Annotated in this window: 2 protein-coding genes; both read left to right on the forward strand. The window is 60.5% G+C overall.

Annotation, left to right across the window (positions count from 1 at the left end; genetic code table 11):
* The coding region (locus DZ860_RS23745; protein WP_000313105.1) for a DMT family transporter at positions 1-208 on the forward strand (208 nt) is incomplete at its 5' end.
* Complete coding sequence (gene sul1, locus DZ860_RS23750) at positions 202-1,041, forward strand: sulfonamide-resistant dihydropteroate synthase Sul1 (RefSeq protein ID WP_000259031.1); 840 nt, start codon at positions 202-204, stop codon at positions 1,039-1,041. The genes DZ860_RS23745 and sul1, both read left to right, overlap by 7 nt.
* The last annotated feature ends 24 nt before the right edge of the window (positions 1,042-1,065 follow it).

Below are 1,065 nucleotides of genomic sequence, written 5' to 3' on the forward strand. Positions count from 1 at the left end.
TTCTCTGGTTCTGAAATCCATCCCTGTCGGTGTTGCTTATGCAGTCTGGTCGGGACTCGGCGTCGTCATAATTACAGCCATTGCCTGGTTGCTTCATGGGCAAAAGCTTGATGCGTGGGGCTTTGTAGGTATGGGGCTCATAATTGCTGCCTTTTTGCTCGCCCGATCCCCATCGTGGAAGTCGCTGCGGAGGCCGACGCCATGGTGACGGTGTTCGGCATTCTGAATCTCACCGAGGACTCCTTCTTCGATGAGAGCCGGCGGCTAGACCCCGCCGGCGCTGTCACCGCGGCGATCGAAATGCTGCGAGTCGGATCAGACGTCGTGGATGTCGGACCGGCCGCYAGCCATCCGGACGCGAGGCCTGTATCGCCGGCCGATGAGATCAGACGTATTGCGCCGCTCTTAGACGCCCTGTCCGATCAGATGCACCGTGTTTCAATCGACAGCTTCCAACCGGAAACCCAGCGCTATGCGCTCAAGCGCGGCGTGGGCTACCTGAACGATATCCAAGGATTTCCTGACCCTGCGCTCTATCCCGATATTGCTGAGGCGGACTGCAGGCTGGTGGTTATGCACTCAGCGCAGCGGGATGGCATCGCCACCCGCACCGGTCACCTTCGACCCGAAGACGCGCTCGACGAGATTGTGCGGTTCTTCGAGGCGCGGGTTTCCGCCTTGCGACGGAGCGGGGTCGCTGCCGACCGGCTCATCCTCGATCCGGGGATGGGATTTTTCTTGAGCCCCGCACCGGAAACATCGCTGCACGTGCTGTCGAACCTTCAAAAGCTGAAGTCGGCGTTGGGGCTTCCGCTATTGGTCTCGGTGTCGCGGAAATCCTTCTTGGGCGCCACCGTTGGCCTTCCTGTAAAGGATCTGGGTCCAGCGAGCCTTGCGGCGGAACTTCACGCGATCGGCAATGGCGCTGACTACGTCCGCACCCACGCGCCTGGAGATCTGCGAAGCGCAATCACCTTCTCGGAAACCCTCGCGAAATTTCGCAGTCGCGACGCCAGAGACCGAGGGTTAGATCATGCCTAGCATTCACCTTCCGGCCGCCCGCTA

This window comes from Vibrio sinensis (assembly GCF_003605645.1).
Taxonomy (GTDB): Bacteria; Pseudomonadota; Gammaproteobacteria; order Enterobacterales; family Vibrionaceae; genus Vibrio; species Vibrio sinensis.